Origin of the sequence: Streptomyces sp. NPDC046985 (genome assembly GCF_040644415.1) — a bacterium.
GTDB lineage: Bacteria > Actinomycetota > Actinomycetes > Streptomycetales > Streptomycetaceae > Streptomyces.
This window is the reverse complement of the sequence record NZ_JBEYWK010000010.1, coordinates 151,978-176,003: the sequence shown is the minus strand read 5'-3', so window position 1 is coordinate 176,003 and position 24,026 is coordinate 151,978. Positions and strand designations below refer to the sequence as shown.

Annotated in this window: 18 protein-coding genes, 3 tRNA genes and 2 pseudogenes; 7 read left to right on the top strand and 16 right to left on the bottom strand. The window is 71.3% G+C overall.

Annotated features, from left to right (window positions below):
- Positions 1-141 precede the first annotated feature (141 nt).
- Entirely contained in the window at positions 142-1,680 is a 1,539-nt protein-coding gene (locus ABZ861_RS15635) for a trypsin-like peptidase domain-containing protein (protein ID WP_361629711.1), read from the top strand.
- Positions 1,681-1,743: 63 nt separating this feature from the next.
- Positions 1,744-1,830 (top strand) — tRNA-Ser (locus ABZ861_RS15630).
- Between the two features lie 142 nt (positions 1,831-1,972).
- On the opposite strand, the gene ABZ861_RS15625 is transcribed toward ABZ861_RS15630, so the two are convergent.
- From ABZ861_RS15625 to ABZ861_RS15600, 6 genes are all read right to left on the bottom strand, one after another.
- On the bottom strand, positions 1,973-2,497 hold the full coding sequence (locus tag ABZ861_RS15625; RefSeq protein ID WP_361629708.1) for a Pycsar system effector family protein: 525 nt from the start codon (positions 2,495-2,497) through the stop codon (positions 1,973-1,975).
- 107 nt (positions 2,498-2,604) lie between these two features.
- Positions 2,605-3,372, bottom strand: coding sequence for a class I SAM-dependent methyltransferase (locus ABZ861_RS15620; protein WP_361629705.1), 768 nt, complete (start codon positions 3,370-3,372; stop codon positions 2,605-2,607).
- Between the two features lie 17 nt (positions 3,373-3,389).
- On the bottom strand, positions 3,390-4,016 hold the full coding sequence (locus tag ABZ861_RS15615; RefSeq protein ID WP_361629702.1) for a thymidylate synthase: 627 nt from the start codon (positions 4,014-4,016) through the stop codon (positions 3,390-3,392).
- Positions 4,016-5,794, bottom strand: a complete 1,779-nt coding sequence (locus ABZ861_RS15610) for a hypothetical protein (RefSeq protein WP_361629699.1) — start codon at positions 5,792-5,794, stop codon at positions 4,016-4,018. Before ABZ861_RS15610 ends, ABZ861_RS15615 begins: the two co-directional genes overlap by 1 nt.
- Positions 5,795-6,079: 285 nt before the next feature.
- Entirely contained in the window at positions 6,080-7,282 is a 1,203-nt protein-coding gene (locus ABZ861_RS15605) for an epoxide hydrolase (protein ID WP_361629696.1), read from the bottom strand.
- 235 nt (positions 7,283-7,517) lie between these two features.
- Positions 7,518-8,399 (bottom strand): bifunctional DNA primase/polymerase, encoded by an 882-nt coding sequence (locus tag ABZ861_RS15600; RefSeq protein WP_361629693.1) that lies wholly within the window; start codon positions 8,397-8,399, stop codon positions 7,518-7,520.
- Between the two features lie 566 nt (positions 8,400-8,965).
- Here ABZ861_RS15600 and ABZ861_RS15595 point away from each other — a divergent pair.
- Positions 8,966-9,523: a SigE family RNA polymerase sigma factor gene (locus tag ABZ861_RS15595; protein ID WP_361629690.1), complete on the top strand. Its 558-nt coding sequence runs from the start codon at positions 8,966-8,968 to the stop codon at positions 9,521-9,523.
- Between the two features lie 147 nt (positions 9,524-9,670).
- Positions 9,671-11,326 (top strand): long-chain fatty acid--CoA ligase, encoded by a 1,656-nt coding sequence (locus tag ABZ861_RS15590; RefSeq protein WP_361629687.1) that lies wholly within the window; start codon positions 9,671-9,673, stop codon positions 11,324-11,326.
- Positions 11,327-11,547: 221 nt separating this feature from the next.
- On the opposite strand, the gene ABZ861_RS15585 is transcribed toward ABZ861_RS15590, so the two are convergent.
- Both ABZ861_RS15585 and ABZ861_RS15580 read right to left on the bottom strand, forming a co-directional pair.
- Positions 11,548-16,326, bottom strand: coding sequence for a PAS domain-containing protein (locus ABZ861_RS15585; RefSeq protein WP_361629684.1), 4,779 nt, complete (start codon positions 16,324-16,326; stop codon positions 11,548-11,550).
- Positions 16,327-16,610: 284 nt separating this feature from the next.
- A pseudogene (locus ABZ861_RS15580) lies at positions 16,611-17,174 on the bottom strand (SSI family serine proteinase inhibitor); the annotation flags it as partial.
- A 207-nt stretch (positions 17,175-17,381) separates the two neighbouring features.
- On the opposite strand from ABZ861_RS15580, the gene ABZ861_RS15575 reads away from it, so the two are divergent.
- A tRNA-Ser gene (locus tag ABZ861_RS15575) sits at positions 17,382-17,472 on the top strand.
- 225 nt (positions 17,473-17,697) lie between these two features.
- Positions 17,698-17,770 (top strand) — tRNA-Arg (locus tag ABZ861_RS15570).
- Positions 17,771-17,861: 91 nt separating this feature from the next.
- On the opposite strand, the gene ABZ861_RS15565 is transcribed toward ABZ861_RS15570, so the two are convergent.
- From ABZ861_RS15565 to ABZ861_RS15555, 3 genes are read right to left on the bottom strand one after another with little or no spacing between them, the layout of a single operon-like run.
- Entirely contained in the window at positions 17,862-19,133 is a 1,272-nt protein-coding gene (locus ABZ861_RS15565) for a tyrosine-type recombinase/integrase (RefSeq protein ID WP_361629681.1), read from the bottom strand.
- Positions 19,133-19,315, bottom strand: coding sequence for a helix-turn-helix domain-containing protein (locus tag ABZ861_RS15560; RefSeq protein WP_019324615.1), 183 nt, complete (start codon positions 19,313-19,315; stop codon positions 19,133-19,135). The genes ABZ861_RS15565 and ABZ861_RS15560 overlap by 1 nt, the downstream gene beginning before the upstream one ends.
- Complete coding sequence (locus ABZ861_RS15555; RefSeq protein ID WP_361629677.1) at positions 19,312-20,571, bottom strand: replication initiator; 1,260 nt, start codon at positions 20,569-20,571, stop codon at positions 19,312-19,314. The genes ABZ861_RS15560 and ABZ861_RS15555 overlap by 4 nt, the downstream gene beginning before the upstream one ends.
- On the opposite strand from ABZ861_RS15555, the gene ABZ861_RS15550 reads away from it, so the two are divergent.
- A complete protein-coding gene (locus tag ABZ861_RS15550) occupies positions 20,571-20,837 on the top strand; it encodes a hypothetical protein (protein ID WP_361629674.1) in 267 nt (88 codons plus the stop codon). The genes ABZ861_RS15555 and ABZ861_RS15550 overlap by 1 nt on opposite strands.
- A 144-nt stretch (positions 20,838-20,981) precedes the next feature.
- Here the strand turns inward: ABZ861_RS15550 and ABZ861_RS15545 are convergent, their stop codons facing one another.
- From ABZ861_RS15545 to ABZ861_RS15525, 5 genes and pseudogenes are all read right to left on the bottom strand, one after another.
- The gene (locus ABZ861_RS15545) at positions 20,982-21,848 is read right to left on the bottom strand and encodes a GNAT family N-acetyltransferase (RefSeq protein ID WP_361629671.1); all 867 of its coding nucleotides are present in this window, start codon (positions 21,846-21,848) and stop codon (positions 20,982-20,984) included.
- Between the two features lie 88 nt (positions 21,849-21,936).
- Positions 21,937-22,101, bottom strand: coding sequence for a hypothetical protein (locus ABZ861_RS15540; RefSeq protein ID WP_162952559.1), 165 nt, complete (start codon positions 22,099-22,101; stop codon positions 21,937-21,939).
- Positions 22,098-23,222: pseudogene (locus tag ABZ861_RS15535) on the bottom strand (radical SAM protein). Before ABZ861_RS15535 ends, ABZ861_RS15540 begins: the two are co-directional and overlap by 4 nt.
- Positions 23,223-23,415: 193 nt before the next feature.
- Positions 23,416-23,745: a hypothetical protein gene (locus ABZ861_RS15530; RefSeq protein WP_361629668.1), complete on the bottom strand. Its 330-nt coding sequence runs from the start codon at positions 23,743-23,745 to the stop codon at positions 23,416-23,418.
- A complete protein-coding gene (locus ABZ861_RS15525; protein WP_361629665.1) occupies positions 23,745-23,945 on the bottom strand; it encodes a hypothetical protein in 201 nt (66 codons plus the stop codon). The genes ABZ861_RS15530 and ABZ861_RS15525 overlap by 1 nt, the downstream gene beginning before the upstream one ends.
- Positions 23,946-24,026: the final 81 nt, after the last annotated feature.

The following is a 24,026-nucleotide window of genomic DNA, read 5'->3' as shown; positions in this document are numbered from 1 at the left end:
AGCGGGAGCACGTGGTGCACGTGGTGCACGTGATGCACATCGAGCACATCGAGCACGTGGAGCACGCCGGGTCGTCGGCGGGCTCGGCGAGTGCGACCGAGAGCGACCGACAACAGCAGCCGTGGATCGAGGAGAAGAGCTGTGAGCACCGAGAACGAGGGCGCCGAGGTACCCCCGGCCCCGTCCGCACCTCCTGTGCCGGTGGACCCCGCAGCCTCCCCGCAGCCGCACGCGGGCCAGGGCGCCGGCGCCGTTCCCCCTCCCCCCAGCGCGCCTCCGCACATGCCCGGCGCCGCTCCGCACGGCGCGACGCCGGCGAGCGGGACCGGCGCCGCCTACGAGAGGGCGCCCTACGAAGGGATGCCCTACGAGGGGGCGCCCTATGAGGGGGCCCAGGCGGTCGGGCAGAGCGGCTCGCCCGTCGACGGCTCGTGGCCGCCGCCCGCCCCCGCTACACCGGCGTACATGCACGGCGGCGCGCAGGGCGGCGCGGGCGGGACCGGCGGCTGGGGCTCGCCGTACCCCTATCAGCAGCCCGAGCCGAAGCACCGGGGCCGACGCGGCGGGCTGGTCGCCGCCGTGCTGGTGGCCGCGCTGGTCGCGGGCGGTCTGGGCGGGGGCATCGGCTACACGCTGGCCCGCGGCGACGACAACGGGTCCACCACCGTCTCCGCCTCCGACAGCGGCGCCGCGCAGATCAAGCGCGATCCGAACTCGATCGCGGGCGTGGCGGGCAAGGCGCTGCCGAGCACCGTCACCATCGAGGCGGAGGGCGCCAACGGCCAGGGCGGCACCGGCACCGGCTTCGTCTTCGACACCCAGGGCCACATCGTCACCAACAACCACGTGGTGGCGGACGCGGTGAACGGCGGCAAGCTCACCGCCACGTTCCCCAACGGCAGGAAGTACGACGCCGAGGTCGTCGGCCACGCGCAGGGCTACGACGTCGCGGTCGTCAAACTGAAGAACGCCCCCTCGGACCTCAAGCCGCTCGCGCTGGGCGACTCCGACAAGGTGGCCGTCGGCGATGAGACGATCGCGATCGGCGCCCCCTTCGGCCTGTCGAACACGGTGACGACCGGCATCATCAGCGCCGAGAACCGCCCGGTCGCCTCCAGCGACGGCAGCGGGGACAGCAAGGCGTCCTACATGAGCGCCCTCCAGACGGACGCGTCCATCAACCCGGGCAACTCCGGCGGCCCGCTCCTGGACTCCCGCGGTGCGGTCATCGGCATCAACTCCGCGATCCAGTCCTCCACCAGCGGCGGCAGCGGCGGCCTCGGCGGCGCCGGCCAGTCCGGCTCGATCGGCCTGGGCTTCGCCATCCCGATCAACCAGGCCAAGTACGTCGCCCAGCAGCTCATCAAGACGGGCAAGCCGGTCTACGCGAAGATCGGCGCCTCGGTCTCGCTGGAGGACGGCTCGAGCGGCGCCAAGATCACCGACCAGGGCGCGGGCGGCGCGGCCGCGGTGGAGCGGGGCGGCCCGGCCGACAAGGCGGGCCTCAAGCCCGGCGACGTCATCACCAAGCTCGACGACCGGGTGATCGACTCCGGCCCGACCCTCATCGGCGAGATCTGGACCCACAAGCCCGACGACAAGGTCACGATCACCTACAAGCGCGGCGGCCAGGAGCACACGACCCAGGTCACCCTCGGCTCCCGCCTCGGCGACGACTGACCCGCACCCGCGCCTGCCGACCCGTTAGTCTTGTCCCCGCGCCACCGACCGAGGGCGGCGCGGGGAGGCGTGCCCGAGCGGCCGAAGGGAACGGTCTTGAAAACCGTCGTGGCAGCGATGTCACCGTGGGTTCAAATCCCACCGCCTCCGCTCGCTGAACAGTGAGAACGGCTCCTGACCAGGGTGGACGGTCGGGAGCCGTTCGTTTGCCCGTTGCCTCATGCGGCACTGGATCAGGCGGCTGTGGGCCAGGATGGGCCGTCGCTCGTCGAGCTGTACGGAGGTCCGCGGCTTAACGGGCGAGGAAGGCGAGGAAGGCGAGCGTGACGCCTGCGCCGAAAGCGGCGAAGGACAGTTGGACGTGACGGTGCTTATCCCAGGCGATCTTGCTCATGACGATGAGTTGCCGGCTCAGGACGGGAAGGACGTCGGTCTCTTCGAGCGTTCGCGCGAGCTCGTCCGTGTGTCGGTGCATGAGGTGGCCGAAGTAGATGAAGTTCGAGGCGGCTTCCGCCTCCATGGCGCGAGCCCGCATGCGCGGGATCACGACCAGCATGGCGAAGAGCCCGGAGACGATGATGAGCGCGGTTCCACTCCACAGTAGGGAGCGGGCGCCCCAACCGTGCAGATGAGCGAAGACATGGTCGTCGCTGGAGAGCGCGATGACGCCAGCGCTGGCGGCCGAGTCGAGGGTGAGGGCGAACGACGCCTTGGCGTCTGCCTTGGCAGTCCAGTTTCCCAGCTCCGTGTGAATATGCCATGCCGTCTCGACCGCCCGTTCGCTGGCGCGACCTGAAATCTGCTCCGACTCAGTCACACGGCCCGCCGGTGAGGGGACAGGTGCATCGGTATGTGCTCGCCGCCGGCATCAGCGGCGTGTGCTTGCCACATGTGGGGCTCCTCGCTCACACGCTGACAGGTGTGCTAACAGGCCTTTCGGTAGCGTCCCAGCAGAAATCGGGGGAACTCCCAGGCAATCGGGTATTCGCCTTCGATGCCTTCATCCGGATACGGCTCCACCAACTCCTCCAGGATGAGTCCGGCCTGCGAGAAAGCGGTGAGATAGGCGCTCAGGGGGCGATGGGTGTGCGTGGTGGTCAACGTCTCGTGCGGGGAAAGGGAGGTGCGGAACGGAGCTTCGATCCAGATCTCGCGGTCGTACCGGAACCATGGTTCCTTCTCGTACTTCCAGTAGCGCGGCCAGAAGCAGGGGTGCGCCACAGCGAAAACGAGTACCGCGCCCGGCCTCATCACCTCAACGCATCCTTTCAGGGCGTCGGGCATGGAGGCGACGTTCTGGAACAGCATGTTCGCGATGACGAGATCGAAGGATGCGTTTTCCAGGTCGGCGGCGTATCCCTCGATCGAGGCGCAGCGAAACGTCACGTCTTCGAAATGGCCGCCTTTCGAGCGCGCGATGTCAATGCTTCGTGAACTCGGGTCGATCGCCACGACCTCGCATTGCGGATATCGTTCCGCCAGTTCGGCCGCCAGTTTTCCGGTGCCGCATCCCACATCGAGGATGCGACCCGTCTTCTCCAGAGTGCATGCGCTCAACCCGTGGAGCGCGGGGAGAAGAATGTGGTGGTAACTGAGGTCCCGGCCTTCGCTGATCATCGCATCACGGTCGGCGGCCAACTCGTCCCACTCCTCGGCCAGCTTGTTGCTGCCTCGGGACTCGACTTTCCTCACCCTACCGAATCTCCGCTTCATAAGACATTCATCCCACTTCGCTGACGTGCGCCGATGAGCTCTTGGGTGGCATCCCAGTCGTGCTGGTATATGTGCGCCGACAGTATGTGGAGAGTCAGCGCGCCCACACCGGCCGCTACTGCGTGCGCGATCTCCTGCTGAAAATCACGCAGGGCGCAGACGTTGCCAGGCTGACTGGCCAAGATGTTCTGGCTGCGGTAAACAGCGGTGAGGGACAGGGCGCCGTCTCTGATCTTGCAGTCCATGAGGGAGATGCAACTCAACGCATCGCTCCCCGGCGCATGGAAGCCGATGGTAGCCGATTTCGTGTGCGTCTTGGCTCTGAGTCGCCCGATCAGCCAATCAATCTGATTAACGTCCATGTGGCGGCGGAACAACCGGCCGTAACTGGTCTCGTACGGCTCGACCGGCTCAAGAGACGTGTACTTCCTGAGCATGAGATCGATGCGACGCTCATCAGCGCCCGCTGCGACGAAATCTCTCCGGTCGCAGGTGCGCGCTGAAAGGCTGACGTTCAGGCGTTCGCGCAGGAAGACGCCGTCGTCGGTGACGTCGCTGCCGTGGGTCCAGACATCGCCTAAGCAGGAAAGCCACGCGTCGGCGAACTTTTCGAATACCCTCATCAATGGTCCCTCGTCTCCCAATGGCGTCGCACCGCTGTTCTGATGGGCTCGAACTCAGGAATACGCCGGGTCCAGGTGAACCCTGGTTCCAGGTCGCCTATCCCGGGTTCTTTGTTCGTGCGATGCATGAGATGATCGACCAGACGGATATGATAAGCCGCAAAGTGGCTCCAACTCGGCAGAGACCGCAGTTCCATGACGAGTTTCGGTCCGAAGCGAGGAGGATGCGGCGTCTCGGACAGGACGCTCAGATGCTCCAGCAGATGTGCGTAGTAGTAAGGGCTTCGGCGGTCTCTGCGGCTCGTCACCTCGGTGTGCGCGAGTCCGCCGGTGGTGCCGAAGAGATGGAGGATGCTGACTCTCTCCTCGAAGGCTTCGTGGAGGGCGTCGTGTTCTCTGATTCCCGTCGCCTGTCTGATCGCCTCCATGAGGATCTGGCGTGAGCATGAGTTATGACTGGCGAGTCGGGTGACTTCGGACTGGAGGTGCCCCACTGCCACGGCATCGGCGACCACACGGGTGGTCTCTCCGTGGCTGGTCTGGTGCGTGAGGTCGAGCAGTTGTCGAATGGTGACGTTGAGCTGGTTGAGGACGATACTGGCTGAGAAGTGCTCGCGAATGGTGAGGGGTTCAGACGGTTGGAAGTCCTGCTTGACCGCCCTGATGAAGCAGTCGGCCCCGGAGAATCCGCGAATGAGCGCGTACGGGCTTAAGGCCAATAACTCTTCCGTGCGATTAGCCGCATCCGGGTCGACGTTCACCAGGGACGCGGCGTCGCGCTGCCCCAGGTCAGATTTTCCGTACTGCTGGATCTTGTAGTCGATGTAGTTGCGGAAATGGGCCCTCGGATTGTGCGTGTTCTCACCCAGAAGGAACAGCAGGTCACCGGCTGAGATGCACGCCTGGTACTCGTGCAGGAGGTCCGCCACCCGCTTCGAGCGATAGGCGTCGGCACAGTGCAGCACCACCTTGTCGGCGAGAAGGAGCGCGGTCTCGACATGCTGTTCCACCGGCGCCTCCGGGAACCGGCGTCGATAAAGACTCTCGTTGTGAATGTCCGTGATGGCTACATACAGGCTCGTGGGCGGGAGATCGTGGAGCGTGATCACCTCGGGGGAGGAGGAGACGCTCAGAGCTGGTGCGGGGAACGAGGGAGACCTGCTTCCGTCGGAGGAGGCAGACGGCTGCTCGCTCTTCTGAAGGGATGCTATCCAGACGACAGTCGACGTCTCTTTGGCTTCCACCATGACGGGCGAGTAGTCGTCTGGTTCCAGCGATCCGTAGCCGGGCTTGATGATCTTCAAGAAGAAGTCGTCCGACACGGCGACCACGACGTCATTGCGTGAGTTCCGCAGGACGTTGCGCACCACGTCGTTCTCGATGATGCGGAAAGCGTGGTTCAGTTGCTCGCCGGAATAGCTGGAGTCCTCGACGGTCACCTCGCCGTGGTGAACTCCCACTCGCAGTCTGAGTGTCGCCGCCACGCTGGCCGTACGGTTGTGGTGGCGAATTCCTGCTTCCAGGGTGGGGGTGAAAGACTGGAGCAATGCCGTCTTCTGGAGGTCGGACCTGAAAAGCAGCCACTTGCCGTCCCCCGTGTCGCCCTGCGCTGCGAGCGGGTCCGGCTGAGGCATGGCCTCGATCGCGGACTCGATGATCTTTTCGAGATCGCGACGCAGTCCGGCGCGGATGGGATCCGTACGCGTGGACGAATTGAACCCTTCGATGTCCACCGTGATGATGGCATGATGCCGCGGTTCCCACTGAGCGTTGGACAATGAGACTCCCGATGCTCCTGCTGCCCATGGGTTCAACGAGCCTGCGGCTGGCGCGTACGCGGCCTTACCGGATCCTCCGCCAAAGGTACCCACCTCGGATAAGGAACGGGAAGCCTGTGGATGCCGTGCAGGGATCCGGAGTTCCTCGCTCCGACGACTGCCTCCGCAGAGGTCCGCACAGATCCGCAGCCGTCCGGAGAGGTCAGGGAAAGGTCCGGTGAGGTCTTCAGAGATCCTGTCGGGAGGCTCGACGAGGCAGGCGCCGTCCCCGGGGCGCCGGTTCCGTCAGGAAGCGCTCCCGTCGCGCAACTCGCGGAAGAAGGACCTGATGTCCGGGACCAGCAGGTCGGGCTCTTCCATCGCGGCGAAGTGGCCTCCTCGGTCGAACTCCGTCCAGCGGACGATGCGGTCGGTGCGTTCGGCGATGTGGCGCAGGGCGATGAAGTTCTCCCGCGGGAACGCGGCGAACGCCGTGGGGGTCTTCGAGGGGGCGGGCGGCTGTCCCCAGTAGGCGGCGTGGCGGCGCTCGTAGTACATGCGGGCGGAGGAGCCGGCGGTCCCGGTCAACCAGTACAGCGTCACGTTGGTCAGGAGACGGTCCCGGTCGACGGCGTCCTCGGGCTGGTCGGAGGAGTCGGTCCACTCCTTGAACTTCTCCGCGATCCAGACGAGTTGGCCGACGGGCGAGTCGGTGAGCGCGTAGGCGAGGGTCTGCGGGCGGGTGGACTGGATGTCGGCGTAGCCCTGCTGGTCGCGGCTCCACGCCCGCATCCGCTCCCAGGAGGCCCGGGTGCGCTCCCGTTCCGCGGGGCTGAGGGCGGCGAGTTCCCGCTCGGTCGGCTCGGTCGTCGCCCCGGCGTCGGGGATCAGGTTCAGGTGGACGCCGATCACGCGGTCGGGGCGGATGCGGCCCAGCTCGCGGGAGACGGCCGCTCCGTAGTCGCCGCCCTGGGCCCCGTAGCGGTCGTAGCCCAGGCGGCGCATCAGCTCGGCGAAGGCGGCCGCGACCCGGCGGTACTCCCAGCCCCTCTCGGGGGTGGGGCCGGAGAATCCGAAGCCGGGGATGCTCGGCAGGACCAGGTGGAAGGCGTCGGACGGGTCGGCGCCGTGCGCCCGGGGGTCGGTGAGCGGGCCGGCGATCCGCTCGAACTCGACGATGGACCCCGGCCAGCCGTGCGTGACGATCAGAGGCGTGGCGTCCGGTTCGGGGGAGCGGATGTGCGCGAAGTGGACGTGGGCGCCGTCGATCGTGGTCGTGAACTGCGGCCACTGGTTCAGGCGCGCCTCCGCCGCTCGCCAGTCGTACGCGTGCCGCCAGTACCGCGCCAGCTCCCGCAGATAGTCGCGCGGTACGCCGTAGTCCCAGCCGGCGCCCGGCAGTTCGTCCGGCCAGCGGGTGCGGTCGAGGCGCTCGTGCAGGTCGTCCAGCGCGCTGTCGGGGATCGCGACGCGGAAGGGGCGGATGCTCTCGTCCGGTGGTGTCGTCATGTCGGCGCAGCTTAGGCGCGTGGGCTGACGGGCGATCATGATTTTCGGCCCCACCGCCAGTGGCCCCCACCGCCGGTGGCCCCCTCGCCGGTCGCGCCATCGCCTGTCGCGCTATCGCCTGTCGCGCTGTCGCAGATCGCACTGTGGCTGATGGCCCTGTCGCTGGCGGCTCGTCCCGTTCGCCCCGTCCCGGTCGTCCCCGTCCTGGTCGCTCATCGCCGGGCGTCCCGTCCCCTCAGCGGTCCCGAGCGGTCAGGCGGGCCGCTGAGGCGATGGTCGCGCGGGCCTCGCGTTCGGTGAGGCCGGCGGCTCTGGCCGCGTCGACGAGGGGGTCGACGAGGGCGGGGCCGATGCCGCTCTCGTAGGCGCGGCAGGCCGCCCAGAACAGGCAGGTGTTGCGCTGGCCCTCGTGGGCGCCGCGGACGAACCGCACCAGGCCGTGGCCGTCCCGGGCCGCTCGCGAGGGGCCGGAGCGGTGCGCCGCGGCGGGCGGCGGGAGCAGCAGCCGCAGCAGGGCCCTCGGGCAGGGCGCCGGCGCGAGGTGCGCGGTGCCGGGAGCGACGGCGTACGCGCCGTGGTCCGAGCGGGAGCCGGGGCCGACCAGGTAGCCGCCCGCGCCGCGGATGTCGATGCCCGGTGCCAGCCGGCCGGCCGAGTTGGGGACGGCCACGCCCGGCGGCCCGCTCAGCCACAGGTGGCGGCCGCCGCTGGGAGTCATGACGACGAGGGTAGGAGGGATCGTGAACAGGTGGCGCAGGGCGATCTCACGCAGGGCCGCCGAGGAGTCCGTGCCGGTCTTGGTGTCCAGGTCTACGCCGATCAGGTGATGCGGGGGCCGGCCGCAGGCGATGCCGTAGCCGGTGGCCCAGGGGGCGGCGGCGAACAGCGCCCGGATGCGGGCGGGGTCGGCGGAGGCGTCGTACACGCCGTGGCCGGGGTGGCCGCACTCGCCGTGGCAGGGCGCCTGGGAGGGGCCGTAGCCGGGGTCGCCGCGGTGCGGGGAGCGCAGGGCCGGGAGCTTCGTCCGGGACAGGGGGAGCACGGCCAGGCCGCGCTCGGCGGCTGACAGCGCGTGGGCGAGGGCCGGGGTCGTGGCCTGCCGGCCGATGGTGGCCATACTTTCATTTTCGTACCTTTGTTCGATGATCGGAAGAGGGCGGTGTCCGCGCGCCGGGCGGGTGCGGGAATGGGGCGTCCGCGCCGGGCGCTCTCCGGCGGGAGTTGCCGGAACGCTTCCGCTCTTGGGGCGCCTGGCGGATCGCCCGGGGGGTGCCGATGGGCGTCGGCGGTGCGGGCCGCCGCGCACGGGCCTCGGGAAAGCTCAGGGATGGAATGGGTGGTGAAAGGGGTTTATCGGCATCTCCGCACCGGGTGTGCTTGCAGGGGCATGCGTCACACGTCCGCGCGGCGGTGCTCGGATGCCCCCCGCGCGGACCGGGACCGCGACGGCGCCCCCTCGTGCGGGCGCCGCCGTCGCCCCGGACAGTTCCCCCAAGCGCGTCCAGGAGAGCCCGAAGGCGGACCCGCTCAGGCCAAGCCCCCAGGGCGGAACCCCGGTGCGCCCCGCCCTCCTCGTCCACCTTCAGGAGGTGCGGGCGGCCCCGCCCCTCCGACTTGAGGCGGACTCCGCTTCAGGACCTCCGGGCGATCCGCCGCCACGGGCGGCGCTCCTAGCGTGGAGCCATGACCGCACCCGTCTGCACCGGCGCCTCGGCCGCCGCCGCCCCGGCGGCGCCGAGCCGGGCGTATCCGTCGTTCACCTCGTACGTGCGGGCCCGCCAGCCGGTGCTGCTGCGCGCCGCCCGGTCGCTGACCGCGAACCCGAGCGACGCCGAGGACCTGTTGCAGACCGCGCTCGCCAAGACGTACGCCGCCTGGGAGCGGATCGAGGACCACCGGGCGCTCGACGGCTACGTCCGCCGCGCCCTGCTGAACACCCGCACCTCGCAGTGGCGCAAGCGCAGGGTCGACGAGTTCAGTTGCGAGGAGCTGCCCGAGCCGGACCCGGAGGCCGGCGCGCCGGACCCCGCGGAGCAGCAGGCCCTGCGCGACGCCATGTGGCGCGCTGTGCTGCGGCTGCCCGCCCGGCAGCGCGCGATGGTCGTCCTGCGGTACTACGAGGATCTCTCCGAGATCCAGACGGCGGAGGTGCTCGGCGTCTCCGTGGGCACGGTGAAGTCGGCGGTCTCCCGGGCGCTCGGCAAGCTGCGCGAGGACCCTGGCCTCGGACGGGTGCGCTGAGGGGCCTGTTCACGGCGCCCCGGAGCGGCCCCCGGCGGAGTGACGTGATCGATCGCCCGGCCCTAGTGACATACCGAGCGGTATGTGCGCAGAATCGGCGCAGCCCCTACCACCGCGTAGGCCATGCCGCTCCGGAAGGACGACGCCGTGCTGAGCACCATGCAGGACGTACCGCTGACCGTCACCCGCATCCTCGACCACGGAATGCGTGTGCACGGACGGTCCCAGATCATCACCTGGACCGGGGAGGGCGAGCCGCAGCGGCGCAGCTTCGCCGAGGCGGGCGCTCGCGCGGTGCGACTGGCGAACGCGCTGCGTGACGACCTCGGCGTCCGCGGCGACGACCGGGTCGCCACGTTCATGTGGAACAACGCCGAGCACGTGGAGGCGTACTTCGCCGTCCCCGCCATGGGCGCGGTCCTGCACACCCTGAACCTGCGGCTGCCCGCCGAGCAGCTCACCTGGATCGTCGGCCACGCGGCCGACCGCGTGATCATCGTCAACGGCTCGCTGATCCCGCTGCTCGCCCCGCTGCTGCCGAAGCTCAAGACCGTCGAGCACATCGTCGTCTCCGGCCCCGGCGACCGCTCCCCGCTCGACGGCGCCACCGCCCGCGTGCACGAGTACGAGGAATTGATCGCGGACAAGCCGGCCTCCTACGACTGGCCCGAGCTGGACGAACGCCAGGCCGCCGCCATGTGCTACACCTCCGGCACCACCGGCGACCCCAAGGGCGTGGTCTACAGCCACCGTTCGATCTATCTGCACTCCATGCAGGTCAACATGACCGAGTCCATGGGCCTCACCGACCAGGACACCACCCTCGTCGTCGTCCCCCAGTTCCACGTCAACGCCTGGGGCCTGCCGCACGCCACCTTCATGACCGGCGTCAACATGCTGATGCCGGACCGGTTCCTCCAGCCCGCCCCGCTGGCCGAGATGATCGAACGCGAGCGGCCCACGCACGCGGCCGCCGTCCCCACCATCTGGCAGGGCCTGCTCGCCGAACTGACCGCCCGCCCCCGCGACGTCTCCTCCCTCACCCAGGTCACCATCGGCGGTTCGGCCTGCCCGCCCTCCCTGATGCGGGCGTTCGACGCGCTCGGCATGCGGGTCTGCCACGCCTGGGGCATGACGGAGACCTCCCCGCTCGGCACGGTGGCCAGGCCGCCGGCGCACGCGGCGGGCACCGACGAGGAGTTCGGCTACCGCCTCACCCAGGGCCGCTTCGCGGCCGGAGTCGAGGCCCGGCTGACCGGCCCCGGCGGCGAACGCATGCCCTGGGACGGCGAGTCGGCGGGTGAGCTGGAGGTCCGCGGCCCGTGGATCGCCGGCGCCTACTACAACGGTCCCGACGCCGAACTGCTGCGCCCTGACGACAAGTTCAGCGAGGACGGCTGGCTGAGGACGGGAGACGTGGGCACCATCAGCCCGGACGGCTTCCTCACCCTCACCGACCGCGCCAAGGACGTCATCAAGTCCGGCGGTGAGTGGATCTCCTCGGTCGACCTGGAGAACGCCCTGATGTCCCACCCGGACGTCGCCGAGGCGGCCGTCGTCGCCGTCCCCGACGACAAGTGGGGCGAGCGCCCGCTGGCCACGGTCGTCCTCCGGGCAGGCGCCACCGCCGACTTCGCGAGCCTGCGCACCTTCCTCGCGGAGGAGGGGAAGATCGCCAAGTGGCAGCTCCCGGAGCGCTGGACGATCGTCGAGGCGGTGCCGAAGACCAGCGTCGGCAAGTTCGACAAGAAGGTGCTGCGCAGGCGTTACGCCGAGGGGGGCCTGGACGTCACCCAGCTCTGACCGGTCGCCGCGGCGCCCGCATCCGACCGGCGCCGCGCCGCCCGTCTCCGCCCCGTACCGGTGCCGCCGGTGCGGGGCGGAGACGGTTGCGGGCGGTGGCCGGCATCCGCCGACGACCGCTACGGGACGGTCACCGGTACGGGGACGGTCACCCGGCGCCCGTACGACTCACCGAGTCGCCGGCGCGGGTGTCCGTCCCAGCCGGTCACAGGACCAAGGCGTCAGTTGGTGCCGATGCGGGCCAGCAGGTCCACGATGCGGGTCTGCACCTCGCCGCTGGTGGACCGTTCGGCGAGGAACAGCACCGTCTCGCCGGAGGCCAGCCGCGGCAGGTCGGCCTGGTCGACGGCGGCGGTGTAGACGACGAGCGGCGTGCGGTTGAGCTGCCCGTTGGCGCGCAGCCAGTCCAGGATCCCGGCGCGTCGGCGGTGCACCTGCATCAGGTCCATCACGACCAGGTTGGGCCGGAACTGCCCCGCGAGCGCCACCGCGTCGTTGTCGCTCGCGGCCCGCGCCACCTGCATGCCGCGCCGCTCCAGCGTCGCGGTCAGGGCCAGCGCGATCTCCGCGTGCTCCTCGATCAGCAGGACCCGCGGCGGATGCTGCTCGCTGTCCCGCGGCGCCAGCGCCTTCAGCAGGACGGCGGGATCGGCGCCGTAGGCCGCCTCCCGGCTCGCCTGTCCTAGTCCGGCCGTCACCAGCACCGGCACCTCCGCGGCGACCGCCGCCTGCCGCAGCGCCTGTAGCGCGGTGCGTGTGATCGGGCCGGTCAGCGGGTCGACGAACAGCGCGGCCGGGAACGCCGCGATCTGGGCGGCGACCTCCTCGCGCGAGTGCACGATCACGGGCCGGTAGCCGCGGTCGCTCAGCGCCTGCTGGGTGGTGGCGTCCGGCGCGGGCCAGACCAGCAGCCGGCGCGGGTTGTCCAGCGGCTCCGGCGGCAGTTCGTCGTCCAGGGGCTGGGGGCGCGGCATGTCCGCGACCTCCACGGCGCCGCCCGGACCGTCCAGCGGTTCGGGGCCCTCCGCGGCGTTCTCGTCCGGTGCTCCTATGGCGTAGGACCGGCCCGGACCGTCGTTCACCTGGTTTGCCTGGCTTGTGTGGTTCGCCTGGGCCCGGCGGGGCTGCCCGGCGGGGGGCGTGGGCTGCGCCGGGGACGCGGCGGGGGCGGCGGGGCGCGCGGCGCCTGCGGGCGTGCTGCTCGCGGGCGCCTGCGCGGCGGCCTGTCCGGGACGTACGGCGGCCGGGTCCGGCGGGGTGCCGAGCTTACGGCGGCGGCCGGAGCCGTTGGTCCCGTGCGGCGGTGTGGCCGTCGGCTGCTGCACGTGAGCGGCCTGGCGGCTGAACGGCACGCCCTGGCCGAGCGTGCGCACGCTGAACGCCCGGCCGCCCTGCGTGGACTCGGTGTCGGCCGACGCACTCGCCTCGGCGGGCAGCGGCTGAGCCGCCCGCGGGGCCGGGACCTGCGCGGGCCGCGCGGCCGGGCCGGGCCGCGCGCCGCGGGGAGCGGCGGGCGAACCCGGGGCCGGCTTGGGCGCGGCCGGGGGCTGTCCGAGCGCGGGAACGGCGCCCTGCTCGGGCGGGAGCGGGGCGCCGGTCGCCGGGACGCCCTGCGGCGCCGCCCCCGGCGCCGTGGCGGAGGCGGGACCGGCCGCGAGGGCCTGGCCGGGGGCCGGTGGCTGCGGGGCCGAACCCCGCGGCGGGGGAACGGGGGCCCCGGGCGCACGGGGTGCGGAGGCGTCCGGCGGCTGGGGGGCGCTGGGGCCGCCCGGCGGGACGGGCGCACCGAGGCCGCCGCTCGGGGGCGCCGGAACGCCCGACGGCGGCGCGGTGGCGGGCGGTACGGCGGCGGCCGGTGCGGCGGCGGGAGCGCCGGGAGTCGCGGAAGCCGGGGGAGTCGCAGGCGCCGGAGATGCAGCCGGACCATGCGGAGGCACGGGGGCGCCGGGGCCGGGCGCGGCGGACGCGTCACCGGACCACGGCTGGGGGGCCGCCGCGCCCGGCGCCACCGGACCGGCGGGGGCGGGAGCGCCCCCCTGCGGGAGGGGGCGAGCGGCGGCCGCCGGGCCCTGGGCGCCCGGGGGCGGCACGGGGCCGAGCGGCCCGCCTTGCGCGGGCGCCGGAACGCCGCCCTCCTGGGCCACCGCCCGTCGGCGCCGACCCGTCGGCGCGCTCACCGGATGCGGCTGCGGCGGAGTGTGATCGTCGTCCTGGCTGTGAGGCACGGCCTCGTGCCGCCCCGCAGCGGCGCCGCCGGCAGCCTCCGCCCCCGGACCCGGGGCTTGGCGCGGCACGCCCGCCGCCTGACGCGCTGACGGCGCCGCGGCCTGCACCTCTGACGCGGACGGGACCCGGGCGCCCGGCTGAACCTCGCCTTGGGGTGCCGACGCGGACTGCGGCTGAGACTGCGATCGGGGCCGGGACTGCGGTCGGGGCTGGAGCTGGGGCTGCGGCTGGATCACGGCGTCGGCCCCCGACTCGCCCATGGACGAGGGCGCGGGCGGGGACGTAGACGCGTGCGCCCCCGTGGACCGGTCCGCGTCGGCGGGCGGCAGGGCGAACACCGTACGGGGAGCGGCCTCTTGCGCGGCGGCGCGCTCGGTCGCGGCCGCCAGCGCACGCCTGCGGCGCCCGGTGGGCTGCTGGCCGGGCACGGGGGCGAAGCCGTCGCCGGAGTCCGCCGACTCCGGCGCCGCGGGCAGCGCGGCGGGGAGTGCCGGGGCCTCGCCCGTGTCCCGCCGGGCCCGCCGTCCACTCAGCGCGGGCACGCCCTGGGGGGGCACCGTGCCGCCTGCGGGCACTCCCTGGGGCGGCACCGTGCCGCCGAGGCCGGATCCGGAGGCCGCCGCTCCGGCCGCGTGCTCGGCCGCGGTGACCACCGCGCCCTCGGCCACACCCTCGGTCACGCTCGCGTCCTCGGCGGGCCGTCCGCGCCGCCGCCCGGTCCCGCCGGACCCTTCGGCGTCCTCGACCGCCGCGTCCGGCGCCGCAGCCTGCGCCGCCTCTTCGGCGGCACGGCGCCTGCGCCGCCCCGTAGGAGTGGCCTGGGAGTCGGCGGCCGAGGCGTCGGCGCCCGGAGCGTCGCCCTCGCCGTCCAGGAACGCGTCGGTGGAGCCCCGCCGGGCCCGCCTGCGCCCGCCGCCCGAAGCCTGGGCGGGCAGCGCGACCTCGGCGGAGACGCCCGCGCCGGGCGCCGCACCGGCGCCCGCGCCCAGGTCGCCGACGACGGCCAGTTCCGCCCCCACGCCAGGCGCCGCACCCGCACCGGCGCCTGAGCCCGCGCCCGGCCCCTCGACGGCGAGCGGCGCGTGGCCGTACCCGGCGGCGCCCACGGTCCCGGCCCCGGCGCCGATCGGCACGTCCAGGACGTAGGCCGTACCGCTCATGCCGGGCACCTCGTGGGTCTGGAGCACGCCGCCGTGCGCCCGGACGATCCCGCGCACGATCGGTTGGTGCACCGGGTCTCCCCCGGCGTACGGCCCGCGTACCTCGATACGGACCGCCTCGCCGCGCTGCGCCGCCGCCACCACGACGGTGCTGTCCATGTAACCGCCGGTCGACACCGGCGCGTTGCCGGTCGAGTCGACGCCGGCCACGTCGGCGACGAGGTGCGCGAGCGCGGTGGCGAGGCGCTGCGGATCCACCTCGGCCTCGATGGGCGGCGCGTGCACGGCGAACTGCACCCGGCCGGGCCCGACGAGTTCGACGGCCCCGTCGATCCCGGCGGCCACGACGGCGTCGAGCATCGCCTTGGTCCGGGTGATCTGCTCGCCGCCGGTGTCGAGGCGCTGGTAGCCGAGGACGTTGTCGATGAGGGTGGTGATCCGCGAGTAACCGGCCGACAGATGGTGCAGGACCTGGTTGGCCTCCGGCCAGAGCTGACCGGCGTCGTCGGCGGCGAGGGCGGCCAGCTCGCGGCGCAGTTGGTCCAGGGGCCCGCGCAGCGAGCCGCCGAGCAGGGTCAGCAACTGCTCGTGCCGGGCGGCGAGCGCCTCATAACGGTCCTTCTCCCGCTCGCCGAGCGCGGCGTACCGGTCCTCGTGCGCGGCGAGTTCCTCGGTGTGCCCCTCGGTCAGCTCCTCGACCGCGGCGACCTGCCGCTGGCGCAGCGCGGTCAGGTCGGAGGCGTGCTCCTCGGCGAGCTGCTCCAGCTCCTGCGCGTGCCGCTGCTCGGCGGCGTCCCTCTCGTCGGTGAGCGCGTCGTAGGGGCGCCGGTCGGCGAAGGTCATCACGGCGCCGACGAGCTGGTCGCCGTCGCGCACCGGCGCGGTGGTGAGGTCGACGGGCACCTTGTCGCCGGCCTTGGACCACAGCACCTGCCCGCGCACCCGGTGCTTGCGCCCGGAGCGCAGGGTGTCGGCGAGCGGCGACTCGTCGTAGGGGAACGGCGCGCCGTCCCCGCGTGAGTGGAGGACGAGGGTGTGCAGCTCCCGGCCGCCCAGCTCGCCCGCCCGGTAGCCCAGGATCTGCGCGGCGGCGGGGTTGACGAGCACGACCCGCCCGTCGGTGTCGGTGCCCACGACGCCCTCGGAGGCGGCGCGCAGGATCATCTCGGTCTGCCGCTGCGAACGGGCCAGCTCGGCCTCGGTGTCGACGGTGCCGGACAGGTCGCGCACCACCAGCATCAGCAGTTCGTCGCCGGTGTAGCCGTGGCCGTCGTAGGCCTGCTGGCCGTCCTCCAGGTTGGCGCTGGTGACCTCGACCGGGAACTCGGCGCCGTCGGTGCGCCGCGCGACCATCCGGGTCGGCTTGGTCCGTCCGGGCGGGTCGATGTGGCCGGGGCGGCGCATGGAGCCGGGGATGAGCTGGGAGTCGAACTGCGGCAGCAGGTCGAGCAGCCCGCGCCCCACCAGGGCCGTGCCCGGCGTCTCGAACGCCTCCAGGGCGATGGTGTTGGCGTTGACCACGGTGCCGTTGGCGTTTACCAGCAGCAATGCGTCGGGCAGCGCGTCGAGTATGGCAGCGAGGCGAGCAGCGCCTCGGGATGGCCTGCTGCTCACGAGACGCTTCCTCCCTGTTACCGCACCTTACCGACCGCGGGTGCCATCTTGCCAACCGCCCCGCGGCGTGTCACGCGAGCGAGTCTAAGCGCTGGGGTCGCGCACGCGGCGCCGGATGAGAGGGAGGTCGCACGACGAGGCGGCGCCGGGCTCGTGACCGCGCGGTTCCGCGTCGTACGCCCTCCGCACGACCTTCACCGGCCCCGGGCACTCCCCCTGCGCGCCGGGTCGAAGATCTGCGCGGGGAAGCCGGACGGCGGGAAACCCACGGGCCCGAGGTGGGGGCCGAGGTCGGGGAGGAACGGCACGAGCCGGTCCCAGCGGGCGATCTCGCAGCCGTTGCGGCGGTCGTAGCGCGCGTCGACCGGCCGCCCGGCCCAGGTCCCGGTGACGTGGGCGGTGGCCGGGCCTCCGTACTGCTGGGTGCAGAAGCTGCCCTGCGGCACGCGCGCGAAGGTGTCGCGCCCCCACACCGTGTTCCGGTCGAGCGTGGCGCAGGCGCGCCGCGGGTACGGGTGCGTCCCGCCGCTGGGGTGGCAGAAGAGGTGGTACGTCCCGTCCCGGCTGGCGCCCGCGTGCCGCACGGTGAGGGTGAGGTGATCGCCGTCCCGGTCCTCGTCGCGCACCGGCGGCGGCGCGACGGAGGCGCCGACGGCTGCGGCGGAGGCGTGGGAGGCGTGGGAGGCAGTGGTGGCGGGTGCGCCGGCGGAGGAAGTGGCGGCGGGGGCGCCGGCGGAGGCGTCGGCGGGCGCGGCGGACAGCGCCGTGAACGCGAGGGCGGAGGCGGAGACGCCGAGCAGGAGCTGCCGCAGGGAGCGGCGCGGGAGACGTGAGCTGAGCTGCACCATGTCCGCACTAACGCCGGCCGCCGTCAAACGTTGCGGCCGCCGCCGGAGCGTCACACGGACAGCCGCCGAGCCCGCCGCCGACGCGAGAGGAAGGGCTTTGCCCTGGGCACTGCCCGCCTAGTACCGTGGGGAGCGATTGGTGGCGCCCCGCTCGTGTGTGTCATCATCTGCACGCACCACTCGCGCGCTGGCGTGAGCGGTTGTGCTGGAGGCGTCGCCTAGTCCGGTCTATGGCGCCGCACTGCTAATGCGGTTTGGGCCTTAAAGCCCATCGAGGGTTCAAATCCCTCCGCCTCCGCGCGTGATCACCGAAACCCCGGTCCCGAGGACCGGGGTTTCGCCGTTCCCACCCCCGACGGCCCCCGCCCCCGCACCTGCCCCGACAGCCGACGTTTCGCACGTTTTCCCAGCTCACAAGGGGTGCGGGGAACGGATTTCACATGACGGCGGCAGTCATGTAATGTTCTTCCTGTCGCCGCGACCGAGCCGGAACGGCCGGAAGCGAAGACAGAAAACAGAACAAGCACTCGTAGCTTAACGGATAGAGCATCTGACTACGGATCAGAAGGTTGCAGGTTCGAATCCTGCCGAGTGCACAGCACGTCAGAGGCCCTGTGGAGCGATCCACAGGGCCTCTGCTTTATGCCTTGACGGCAGTGTTTGACGGCAACCGGATTCGGGGGCCGATCAGACGGCTACCGGGACACCGGCCGCACCGTCATCGTCGTCCGGATCGTTGCCGTCACCCCTCAGCGCGTCGCCGACACGATCGAAGGCGGAGCGCTGCGAGTCGAGCCGGACGAAGGTGTAGATGTCCATGGTCACGCGGATCGAGCTGTGGCCGAGGACTTCCATGATCATGCGGGCGTCGGCGCCTTGTTCGTGGAGGAGCGAGGCGCAGGTGTGGCGCAGGTCGTGAAAGCGGACTCTGCGGACGCCGGCGCGGACGCTCAGCACCTCGAAGGAGCGGTTCAGGTTGCGCGGCTCGATGGGGGTCCCGTTCTTGGTGGTGAAGACGAGGCCCTGCCCCGTGCCCTTCCAGGTGTCCCCCGCGCCCTTCCGGTCGGCGATCTGCTGGGCGCGCTGGGCACGGAGCGCCGTCACGCACTCGGCCGGCAGGGCCACGCGACGAGCCGAGCGCTGAGTCTTCGGTGCGACGATCAGCAGTTCACCGCCGACTCGCTGTAGGGCCTGCCGAACGGTGAGCACGCCTTCGTGAAGGTCCACGTCCGACCAGCGCAGTCCCAGCAGCTCACCGCGCCGAAGGCCGATGCGGACCGCCAGTTCGTACGCGGCCCACAGCCGGTTGTCCCGGGCCGCCGTCAGGAGCTGACGCACCTCCTTGGCGGTGAGCGGTTCGATCTCGCGCTTGGTTCCCATGCTCAGCTCCACGTTGCGGGGCAACTCGTCTTCGCGTACGGCGTGCTGGAGAGCGGCGCGCAGGATCACCAGCAGGAAGCGCACGGTCCGGTCAGACGGGAGTTTCTTGCAGCACTTCCGGAGGGCGCAGCAGCGCCGCTTGTGCTCCGGCCGCTTCCTGTCCTTGCCCTGCGCGCAGCACTGGCAGGTGACCGCCGTCTTCGCGAGGAAGGCGCGGATATCGCGGGCGGTGAGCCGGACCAGCTTCTTCTTGCCGAACTCCGTGGTGACGTAGTTGCGGACGAGGGATTCGTAGTTGACGTAGGTCGTCCTGCGGACCTTGCCCTTGGCGACATTCGTCAGCCAGTACGCCAGGTACTCGGCGATCGTCATCTTGCTGGTGGCGACCGGGAGGCCGTTGAGGGAGTCGGCTTTGAGCTTGGTCAGCTTCTCGTGAGCCTCGTCCCAGGTCTTGCCGTAGACGCTGCGCCGCTTGTACGTGCCGTCCGTCGTCAGGACGTACGCGCTGCCCTCCCAGCGGCCGTCCTTACGCTGGTAGATGGTGCCCTCGTTGTTGGCGTTCTTCTTCGGCTTGGCCATCAGGCGGCTTCCTGTTCGGTGCGGAGGGATACGTAGGCGTCCAGCGCGGCTTCGCTGATGCGGCGGCAGCGGCCGATCTTGAAAGAGGCGAGTTCGCGGGAGCGGATCAGGTCGTGGACCTTCCAGCGGCTGATGCCGAGACGCTCGGCGACCTGGTCCACGGTGAGTACGGCGGTCGTCATGCAGGCTCCAGCCCTTCGCGCTTGAGGCGTTGGGCCTGGCAGACGTCGTGGCGGGTCTGGTTGGCGAGGAGTTCTTCGCCGGGGCGGTAGCCGGAGGCGAGGTAGGCCCAGGAGGACTCGGTGACGAGCACGGTGTCCGGGGCGGGTACGGGGTGGCCGGCGCGGAGGCGGGTGGCGTCGGCCTGGGCGAGGCGCCAGGCGCGGCGGACGTCGCGGAGGGCACCGAGGGTGGTGGAGTAGGCGCGGGACTTGGTGGAGAAGTGGCCGCGGAAGCCGAGCATGTGGGCCCACTTGCAGAGCTTGAGGTCCGCGAACTCGGGCAGGCCGCCGAGGTCCCAGGCGGTGCGGATCATCTGCCGCACGTGCTGGTGGACGGGCAGGTCCCGCAGGGGTTCGGCCTGGCGGGTGCCTTCGCAGTCGGGGCACAACTCCCGGATTCGGCTGCCGACCGTGCCACGGCCGGAGCAGGTCCGGCAGACCAGCGAACGGTCAACCGTTCCGGAGTCCTCGGCACTCTTTGTGGCGTACTTGGCGATGTAGCCCGCCACCGCCTTGTCAGTGAGTTCGCCGTCGCCGAGCGCGGTGATCTCGTCCACCTTGAACGTCTTGCCCCAGGCGATTTTCCGGTCCCCCACGGTGTCGGAGACAACGGTCAGGGTGGTCCGCTTCAGCGCCGGCTTGATCGCGCGGAGGAGGTGGTCTGCGCTGGCCCAGGCCGGCGGGGGGTTGGTGTGGCCGTCGGGGCCGTCGAAGCGGATGACGGCGTGGAAGTGGACCAGACCGCGCTGCTGGTACTCGGCGACCTTCGCGAAGGAGATCCGCAGGGCCGCGTTCATGTCCTTCTGCGTGATGCCGAAGTTTGCGGCGAGGGTGCGGCGGAGGTTGAGGGTGAAGCGTGCCCAAAGAGCGCTTGCGTGGGCGTTCCAGAGCACGGCGCTGGTGTAGTCGTACGTCTTCGGGCTGAGAGGGGTGCCGAGTTCGGGGGCGCTGTCGGGGTGCCGGGTGCCGCAGCGGCAGGGCTGGGGCTTGCCGTCCTTGGTGGTGGGTCGGTTGTGGACAGGGCCGAAGGAGGGCGCGGTGAGGGTCAGGAAGACCCTGGGGTGGGTGCGGATGGTTTCGGGGACGTTCTTGCCGCCGGAGAGTCCGGCGCGGATGAGGTGGTAGGTGTCGGCGGCGTAAAGGCGGGAGCAGGTGGGGCAGCGGGAGGCGCGAGGGTTGCCGCAGGTGGTCAGCAGACGTCCGGTGGGCTCGTGCAATGACCAACAGCAGCTCCACTCAGACGCCTTCCGCCCAGCCCCAGCAGTCCTACCCGGCTCCCGCAGGCCCGGCTGCCGCGGCCCTGCTCCCGCTCCTGATCCTGCTCTTCGTCCTCGTCATCCTCATCATCGGAGCCGGCCTGCTCTACGTGACGATCGCGCACCCCTCGCTCGCGACCCCGCTCACAGTCGCGGTCGCTGGCGTGACCCTCGTCGTCACGATCACAGGTGCGATCGCCGCTTTCCTCGCCATCTCCAGGAGGTAGATTTCCGGCGCAAAAATGGTGCGTTCTCACCGCCACAGCAAACGAGCGAGCCTGGGACCGCGAACCGGTCCGAGGCTCGCTTCTGCTGCTTTGCCATCAGAGCGCCTTCTTCTCGCCGACCAGAGAAAGTGGTGCGGTCCGGAGCTAGGCGGCTGTGGTGTGGGTGAAGCCGAGGGAGGTGAGCCCTTCGGTCTGGCAGAGGTGGTCGGAGGGGCCGCCGACCTCGGTCTGGAGGAGTTGGTAGGCGGCGCCGTGGGATTGGCCCCAGTGCATGGCGGCCCGCCACAGGACGCGACCGAGGCCCTGGCCCCGGGTTTGGGGCAGGACGGCGAAGTACTGGGGGAGGAGCTGGGGGCGTCCGATGGCGTCGGCTTGGATCTCCATGGGGCCGATCGCGCCCACGATGCGGTCGTCGACGGTGGCGGTGAGGACCGGGCCGCACCGGCCGGCCTGCATCCGGGCGTGGAGGAAGGCTAGGCCGTCGGCGGCCATGGCCTCGGCGAACGGCGCGAAGGTCTCCTGCACAGCGGTCGGCCAGGCGGCGACGGGGCGGACCGAACCGTCCGGGGCAGGGCAAGGGCCGGTGGTGAAGTCCTTCAGCTGAATACGGGTGCCGCGCGGGTGCGCGGTCTCGGGATCGAGGGGTCGTACGACCCGGGCACGGGCGACGTCGTGTACGGAGGCGAGCTTGGCGGCCAGCTCGGCGGCCTCCTCCACGACGCTGCCGTGGAGCCCGTAGGCGAAGACCTTCACGGCGCCGCGTCCGCGCCGGGTCAGGGTGGGAACGAGGGTGCGTCCGGGCTGGTGGACGATGTCCTCGCGGAGGGCTCTCTCGTGCTTCTCGCCACCCCAGCGCCGGTCCTTGTCGTACGGCAGGAAACCCTCGGTATCGGCCGCTCGAAGGACGTCCTCGAAGAAGCCGACGGACAGTGTGTCGGGGTGGACGGGACCAAGGGTCGGCACGATAGGCGCGGTGAGCACGGGCCGCAGCCAGTCCCAGCGGAAGAGCATGAGCGGCACCCTAGCGGCGGGGCGGGCAGGGCTCAGGCCCCGACGCGAGCGCGCCGGGGCCTGAACGGAGTTGACCGGATCGTGTCGGTTAGTGGGGGTTGTCGTCACCGGCATCGCAGGAGCACTCCGCGCTCTCCACGATCACGTCGAGGTCCTGGACGGCGGTGATCGACGCGGTTGCGACGGGCGGGGCGGCGCGGCGGGCCGAGGCTGGCGGGCCGGGGAGGATGGTCACCGGTACGGGCGGGGTCATGAGGCGTTCTCCTTGTCTCCGTGCTGGCAGTAGCTGTGCAGCGGCGCCTTTGCCTCCTGGTAGTGCTTGGCCAGGGGGCGGCAGACCCGGCAGGTGCCGGACAGGGCGCAGCCCTCGCACCCTCCGGTGCGAAGCATGAGGCGGTCGGCGATGGCGCCGAGCCGGGTGAGGCCGTCGATGCCTTCGGTCATGAGGTCGATCTGATCGTCGCGGCCGACCTTGCAGATCGAGACCTTGGCGTGCGGGTCGGCGTGGAAGAAGGTGTGTCCCGCGTTGCAGCCGGCGAACGGCTTGCGTTGCCGCAGGTGGGCGGCGGACTGGGCGAGCAGCGGCTCTCTGCCGCCGTAGATCGTGGGCGTCATGTTCGTGTACGCGTGGTTCTCGACGTTCCACTCGTCGGCGAGGGCGGCCATCTCGTCGGCCCCGGAGGCGTTGTCCTCGGTCACCACGACGTTGATGCGCAACGGCAGGCCAGCCTCACGTGCGGCGTCCATGCCGCGCCGGAACGCCTTCCACGCCCCACGGCGCTGGGTGAGCGTGTCGAAGAACTCCTCGCTCGCCCCGTACATGCTGACCACTAGTCGGTAGGGCGGGCAGTCGCGGAAGAGCTTCAGGAGGTCCGGACGCCAGAGCAGCGAGCCGTTGGTGGAGATGGTGAGCATCATCCCGGCCTGCCAGGCGTACCGGTAGGCGCCCTGGAAGTGGGGGTCCATGGTGGGCTCGCCGCCGGTGATCTGGAGCCAGAGGACGCCGGCCTCGCGCATGATGTCGAGCAGTCGCACCTTGTCGTCCCAGCCGAGGCCGGAGAAGGGCCGCTCGCCGAGGTAGCAGTGCTTGCAGCCGAAGTTTCAGCCGAGGTTGATCTCCCAGGAGGCCCGGCAGTAGCCGTACGGGGACGGCTCGCGGACCAGCACGGTGCTCTGCGCGGTCTGGCCACCCAGGTCCAGGCCCCATACGTCGGCGGCGGTCTGCACCGTCCAGGCGGGGAGCAACTCACTGGCGGTGGCGGCCTGGCGCAGGCCCTCGAAGTGGTCGGCAGAGATGCGGGCGCCGGCCCGTGCTCCCGGCTTGAGGAGAAGGTGTCCGTCGAGGAACGGGGAGGCGATCAGAGCGTGGGCCATCAGTGGCCCTCCTTCCGGATCACGGAGCGGGACAGCGAACGGGACTCCTGTCGGCTGGCGCGGCAGTGGATCTCTCCCAAGCCGTTGCAGGTGCCGCAGGTCTTGCCGGACGAGTTGGCGCCGCTGCCACCGCAGTCACCGCACTGTTCGTTGCGAGGTGAGCGAGGGCGCTGGGGCTTGTGCGGGCCCGCGATCAGCTGGTGCACGAGACCTCCCCCATGGCGTCTTCCCAGGTGTGCGGTTTGGCGTGGTCGGCGAACAGACAGCAGCCCTCACCGTCAGAGCCCGGGGCGGCCACCTGGCAGTCCGGCAGTACGACAAGTTCCGCCTCGTCCACCCCGTGCCAGCGGAGCCACAGCGCGGTCCCGTACGCGCCGGCGTCGGTGAGGAGACCGAAGTGCTCACCTTCGTCGTGCGCGGACAGCTGGCACTGCACGGCCCTGTCGATGTACTGGGCGGCCGACTTCTCCCGTGCTTCCCGTGCCAGGTCGAGGGGCACCCCGCGCCAGTGCGCGCACCGCATCACGACACCATCCGGAAGGACGAGACGGACTTCCCGGCCTGCTGCGAGCACCGGGGGCAGGCGCACGGCGGGTAGCGGCCCGGGTTCTCCGGGACCACCGGGTCCTCGCCAACGCGTACCTCCGTGAGAGGCCCCCACGTCTGGCCGGAGTCGCGGGAGACCCGCAACGTCATCCGTACGTCGCCCTGTCCGTTCGCCATGCCAGGAGCATCGCGATCCGCGGGACCGGCCAGAAAGGCCAAGCGGATTACCCAACTTGGGTAACATCACCCTCGGTTGAC